This is a genomic window from Succinivibrio sp. (assembly GCF_045124615.1).
Classification (GTDB): domain Bacteria; phylum Pseudomonadota; class Gammaproteobacteria; order Enterobacterales; family Succinivibrionaceae; genus Succinivibrio; species Succinivibrio faecicola.
Genome location: NZ_JBGVMC010000206.1, coordinates 1 through 5,775, shown reverse-complemented (window position 1 = coordinate 5,775; position 5,775 = coordinate 1). Strand labels below are relative to the sequence as shown.

Sequence of the window (5,775 nt, the reverse complement as noted above, 5' to 3'; positions counted from 1 at the left end):
TACTTTATTTGCAATAGACAATGCATTAAGTGCAGATGCTTCATACTGATCTTTTTCCTCTTGTGAGTAATCAATTTCCCTGACAACCTTATTTGAATATGCATCAATCAGCCTGTCAGATATCAAAATGAATACGTCAGGAGTTTCACCTTTGTTTGTCATGATTAAATCAAGTTGTTTTTCTGCATCTTTTTCGAAAATTTTCACAATACAGTTGTTATTTTTTTCAAATTCGGCAATCTGGTTTACGATTGCAAGTGATTTTCCTTTATCTTCCCATACAGTTAAAACATTATCATCAGCAATAACAGTAGAAATATTAACAGACAGGAGTATATAAACTAATAACATTTTGATTTTTGACATTATTTTATCCTTCTATTCAATATATTCATCTTTACAAGGATAGTTTATGAAATGTCTGTTAATTTATATTCGCTTTTCTGTTAAATCTGCGAATATGTGTTTTATGAGGTAAAAAATCAAGATTTGTTTTATATTGATCTAAGTTTATTAAAAAAAATACATTAACTTCATACTTTTGTTCTAGAATTTTAGTGATAAGATATGCCCATTCAAAATTGGTGCATAACAAAGTACAGGAAGATAGAACTATGAAAAAGATTTCTGCAATTATCAAACCATTCAAATTAGATGACGTACGTGAAGCATTAAGTGCTAGAGGTATTTCTGGAATGACTGTATCTGAGGTTAAAGGTTTTGGCCGTCAGAAAGGACATACAGAGTTATATCGCGGTGCAGAATATGTTGTAGATTTCCTACCTAAGGCAAAAATCGAGCTTGTTGTAAAAGATGAGGATGTTGATACCTGTATTCAGGCTATTACAGACGGTGCTCATACAGGTAAGATTGGTGATGGTAAAATTTTCGTATCTGATGTAGAGCGCGTTATCAGAATCAGAACTGGTGAAGAAGGCGACGACGCAATTTAATGATTTCAATGAAGTATCGTCCCCTAAAATTAGTTTCTGTCTTTTCACTGGCTTTACTTTTTATTACTGGCTGTTCAACTACGCCTCCATCAAGGCCAGATGACTTATGTTCTATCTTTCAGGAAAAAGATAGCTGGTATACTGATGCTCACAGGGTACATCAGCGATATGGTGTACCTATAAATGTTGCAATGGCGATCATGGCTCAGGAATCCGGCTTTCGTGCTGATGCACAACCTCCAATGAGGTGGTTCTTGTTTATTCCTTATGGTCGTGGATCTTCAGCATATGGATATCCTCAGGCTCAAGATCCTGTTTGGAATGAATATAAAGAGCAGTCTGGATCTATATTTTCTTCACGCTCTGATTTTGGCGATTCTCTAGATTTCATTGGCTGGTATATGACAAAAACCAAAAAACTTAATGGAATAAGTTTTTCTGATGCCTATAACCAGTACCTTAATTATCATGAAGGCTGGAATGGTTTTAGAAAGAAAACATACAGATCTAAAGATTGGCTAATAAAGGTTGCAAGAAAGGTCAGCAGTCGCTCTCAGATGTATAAACGTCAGCTGTTAAAGTGTAATCTTTACTAATACTCCATTTAGAATTTCTTTTATTTATATTTAGGTATTAAATGCAAAAAGCTGTATTTCTTGACAGAGATGGTGTTGTCAACATTGATTATGGTTATATAGGCCAGATAGAGCGTTTTGACATTATCAAAGGAACCGCTTTGGCATTAAAGAAATTCAAGGATATGGGGTATCTGACAGTTCTTGTCACAAATCAGTCAGGAATAGCCAGAGGAAAATATACATACTCTGATTTTCTTAAGGTAACTTCATTCATGCAGGCTAATCTTTCTTTGTATGATGCCTGTTTTGATGGAATATACTGCTGCCCACATCATGAGAGTGCTAACGTGGAGCAGTATAGAGTTTCATGTGAATGCAGAAAACCAAAGCCTGGTATGTTCTATTCAGCTGAACGTGACCTTCAAATAGATCTTCATCATTCAGTTATGATTGGTGATCATGCAACTGATCTGTTTGCAGCAAGAAGTGCAGGAATAAGTTCGCTATTTTTAATTGGTAAGCATCTAAAGGAGGAGTCTCCTTTGTGTCCTGATGCAATCTGCTATAACACAATTGGCGAAGTAGTTGAATTTATTATAAAAAATCAATAATTAATCTTTATCTAAGCAACATCTAATTTGAAGAATATATATTGAAAAAGCAGGAAGTTATTTTTTTTAACAAAAGGTTGTTGAATAGAACTTTCGACAAATTTCAAAATTTATTTGAAAAAAATGTGCCATTTATGTTTTTTGATACTATAATGGCAGGTGTTAAGAGACGAAAGGTTTCGTTTCTAGTTTTATCTGTTTAAACAGTTTTGGAGATAAAAATGACTAAGTTTGCAGCTACTTTAGCAGTTGTTGCTTTAGGCTCTTCAGTATTATTCACTGGTTGCACCAGCGATGCTTCTTTATCAGCAAAGTTAGACGCTATTGCTGCTGACGTTGATGCTTTAAAGGCTCAGCAGTCAAAGTTAGCAAATGACGTTGCTTTCGTTAAGTCAGACGCTGCACGTGCAAACGAGCGTTTAGACAACTTAGCTCGTCGTTACAAGAAATAATTTCTTGTGATTTCATGCTAAAGAAAGGGTCCACTTAGGTGGACTTTTTCTTTTCTTGAAAAAAGAAGGCAGATTAAATCTGCCCAATTTTACATATTTATTTTGCTAATTCCTCAAGTTCCTTTCCTGATAGTCTGTAGTCTGTCCACGCATCCATAGTTTGTGCACCTAGAGATTTGTAAAAATCAATACTTGGCTGATTCCAGTTCAAGCACCACCACTCAAGCCTTCCATAACCTCTTTGAACTGTTATTTCTGATAGTTTTTTCAAGATTGCTTTTCCATAGCCAAATCCTCTGTATTCAGGTGAAACATACAGATCTTCAAGATGAATTCCTGGTCTGCCAAGGAAAGTTGAGAATGTACTGAAAACAAGGCAAATCCAACCTCTTTTCCTGATACGACAGCAAAAATTACTTCAGCTTTCTTTTCATCAAAAATCCATTTTTCAAGAAGTTCTTTTGTTGCAACAACTTCATTTTCTAATTTTTCATATACAGCCAGTTCTTTGATGAATTTCAATACAAGTTCACTGTCATTTTTAGTTGCATATCTAAATGTGATGTTCGCCATTTTATTGTTCCTTAGAGATTATTAGTTTTTACTGATTAGGTTACCATATGTGAATGGAATTGATTGAAGCTATTGCATTTAGTTAGTTTATTAGTAGGATACTAACAAAAATTCTTTGTTTAAAGTTATTAAACAGATAAAATTTATGCTATTATCAGAAAAGATGTTATCCACTTTGAAGGTTAGTAATGCGCCAGTTTTCTTTAAACGTAGTAAATTCAAATGATTTAAGTATCTTAAGCAGTATCTGTTCAAACAGAATCAGCTTGAAATCTGAAAATGGTAACCCATTTGCAAGAGACAAGATTATTGTTATGAATAAAGGTATGCAGATGTATCTGCAGCAGGAAATTGCTCATAACAATCTTATCTGTTCGGGCGTTGATTTTTCTCCTTTATGGGCATTTATCTGGGATCTGCACAAAACAATATCTGGCGCTGATTCATATAACCGTTACGATCATGAACATATTTCCTGGTCATTGTTTTCGATGATTGATAAATGGAAAAAGAAAGATGATCCAGTATTTGCTTCAATGAGAGAATATCTTCTTGTCGATGATGGCGAAGATGAGGGGGCAAAGGCATATCAACTGTGTGGTGCAATAGCAGACTGCTTTGATCAGTATCAGATGTACAGACCTGAATGGATCAGAGAGTGGAACAAGATGACACTGTCTGATTTTGAAGATATCACTCAGAATAATGACGGAACTTTGCTATTAAAAGAAGGAAAAATAAAAGATTTCATAAAATCGTTATTAGGCAGTGCATCATCAAAAAACGACAGATCTCTTGAAAAAACTCTTTATAACAATATCTGGCAGATAAAGCTCTGGGTAATGTTAAGAGAAAATTTAAATGCAACTGTTAACGAACAGAGCTCCTATGACAGAGCTACGGTTATTTATGAACTGGTTAAAGCATTAAATGACCCAAAAAGAGCTGATGTTCTTAAAAAGAAACTTCCTCGCCGTCTTTATATCTTTGGCGTTACATCAATGCCATCGCAGGTTATTGATTTATTCTGTGCAATTGGAAAGCATATCGAAGTTCTATATATGCTTTTAAATCCATGTCAGGAATACTGGGGTGATTTGTCTTCAATTAAGGCAGATTGGAAAGAAAAGAAAAAGATTATTGTTAAATATTTAAGGTCAGATGCTCTCGAACAGAGACAGAGCATTGGTGCTAAAAGAAAATTACTTGCAGATGTTGATGCAACTGACAGTTATTTTGAAGAATACCAAAAGCTGTTTGATAATAATGAAAATCTTGTTGACGGTAACGCATTACTGATTTCTCTTGGAAAAGAATGTAAAGATACCTTCAATGAACTTTTATCAAGAGATACTGAACTTGCTTTTACCAACGTTTTTTGTTCAAACGTGGATCCTGATGATAAAGAATCAGATACAGTTTTAAACAGAATAAAAGATCAGTTGTTAACACTCAATTCAAAAGAAAAATACAAGATACGTGATGATGACTCTTCAATAGAGTTTCATTCCTGCCATACACCATTAAGAGAAGTTGAAGTATTAAGAGACAGAATGCTTGATATTTTCAAGAAAGAAAAAAACAATGGCTGTGTAAGTACTAAGAATTTTCTGGTAATGGTTCCTGATATAGAAACCTATTCTCCATTAATAGAAAGTGTTTTCGGATCTGTAAGTTATGATGATCCTGCATACATTCCTTATGCAGTTTGCGATAGAACTGCAAAATCTGACAATAAAATTGCATCAGCCATCATTGAGCTTTTATCAATCGGAAGCAGAAGAATAACTGCATCTTTGGTAATCGATCTTTTATCTATTGAGTCTATAGCAAGAAAATTTGGTATCAGTAAGGATGAAGTATCTGTTATTGCTGAATACCTAAAAAAAGCAAATATTCACTGGGGATTAGATGAAGATGATGTTAAAGAAGAGCTTAATGCTCAGATTGATTTGCCTTGGACATTGTCTAATGGTATAGACAGAATAGTTGACGGTTTCTTTAAAGGCTCTTATATTGTTGGTGGCGCCTGCTCTGATGTGGATACAGGGGACTTTGAGCTAATAAATAAATTCTGTGCCTTTGTAAATAAGTTAAAACAGATTAGAGATGAATTCTCTCCAAATCTTGATCTGACTAATGATGACTGGACTAGAAAGCTAAGAAATATCCTTCTTGATGGTTTATTCTCAGATGAGCAAAATGAAGAGTTGTTGTTTATTAACAAAATCCTTCAGCAGATGAATGAATCAATCAGCAATCTAAAAGCTGGAATTGGTTCGAATGAAGAAGATGGACATACATCAGTTCTGAATATTAAGCTTCCTGTTTTCAGAGCTAAACTTGAGCATGCTTTTGGAAATGATAGGGATTCTTCAAAATATTTAAGAGGAAAGGTAAATTTCTGCTCCTTTATTCCAATGAGAGCAGTTCCTTTTGATTACATATTCCTTCTTGGAATGAATGATGGAGAGTTTCCAAGAAAAGAGGTTCTTCCTAATTTCAATCTTATGGGAGTGAAATCTCTAATAAGAAACAACGACAGACAAAAGAGTGTTGATGACAGATTCTTGTTCTTAGAATCGATTATGTCAGCTAAAAAGAAACT

The 5,775-nt window shown here is 34.3% G+C and carries 7 protein-coding genes and 1 pseudogene; 5 read left to right on the top strand and 3 right to left on the bottom strand.

Going from position 1 to position 5,775, the window contains the following annotated elements:
* Window positions 1–366: pseudogene (locus ACJML3_RS05325) on the bottom strand (hypothetical protein); the annotation flags it as partial.
* A 248-nt stretch (window positions 367–614) separates the two neighbouring features.
* Here ACJML3_RS05325 and ACJML3_RS05320 point away from each other — a divergent pair.
* The 4 genes from ACJML3_RS05320 to ACJML3_RS05305 all read left to right on the top strand — a co-directional run bounded on the left by ACJML3_RS05320 (window position 615) and on the right by ACJML3_RS05305 (window position 2,594).
* Window positions 615–953 (top strand): P-II family nitrogen regulator, encoded by a 339-nt coding sequence (locus ACJML3_RS05320; RefSeq protein WP_219938019.1) that lies wholly within the window; start codon window positions 615–617, stop codon window positions 951–953.
* Between the two features lie 8 nt (window positions 954–961).
* The gene (locus ACJML3_RS05315; protein WP_406021262.1) at window positions 962–1,549 is read left to right on the top strand and encodes a hypothetical protein; all 588 of its coding nucleotides are present in this window, start codon (window positions 962–964) and stop codon (window positions 1,547–1,549) included.
* 41 nt (window positions 1,550–1,590) lie between these two features.
* On the top strand, window positions 1,591–2,142 hold the full coding sequence (gene gmhB, locus ACJML3_RS05310; RefSeq protein WP_406021260.1) for a D-glycero-beta-D-manno-heptose 1,7-bisphosphate 7-phosphatase: 552 nt from the start codon (window positions 1,591–1,593) through the stop codon (window positions 2,140–2,142).
* A 221-nt stretch (window positions 2,143–2,363) separates the two neighbouring features.
* Window positions 2,364–2,594, top strand: coding sequence for an LPP leucine zipper domain-containing protein (locus ACJML3_RS05305; protein ID WP_219938017.1), 231 nt, complete (start codon window positions 2,364–2,366; stop codon window positions 2,592–2,594).
* A gap of 97 nt (window positions 2,595–2,691) precedes the next feature.
* Here the strand turns inward: ACJML3_RS05305 and ACJML3_RS05300 are convergent, their stop codons facing one another.
* Window positions 2,692–2,928, bottom strand: coding sequence for a GNAT family N-acetyltransferase (locus tag ACJML3_RS05300; protein ID WP_406021265.1), 237 nt, complete (start codon window positions 2,926–2,928; stop codon window positions 2,692–2,694).
* Entirely contained in the window at window positions 2,862–3,167 is a 306-nt protein-coding gene (locus tag ACJML3_RS05295) for a hypothetical protein (RefSeq protein WP_406021258.1), read from the bottom strand. Before ACJML3_RS05295 ends, ACJML3_RS05300 begins: the two co-directional genes overlap by 67 nt.
* A 188-nt stretch (window positions 3,168–3,355) precedes the next feature.
* Here ACJML3_RS05295 and ACJML3_RS05290 point away from each other — a divergent pair.
* Window positions 3,356–5,775: exodeoxyribonuclease V subunit gamma (locus tag ACJML3_RS05290; RefSeq protein ID WP_406021256.1), on the top strand; the 2,420-nt coding region annotated here is incomplete at its 3' end.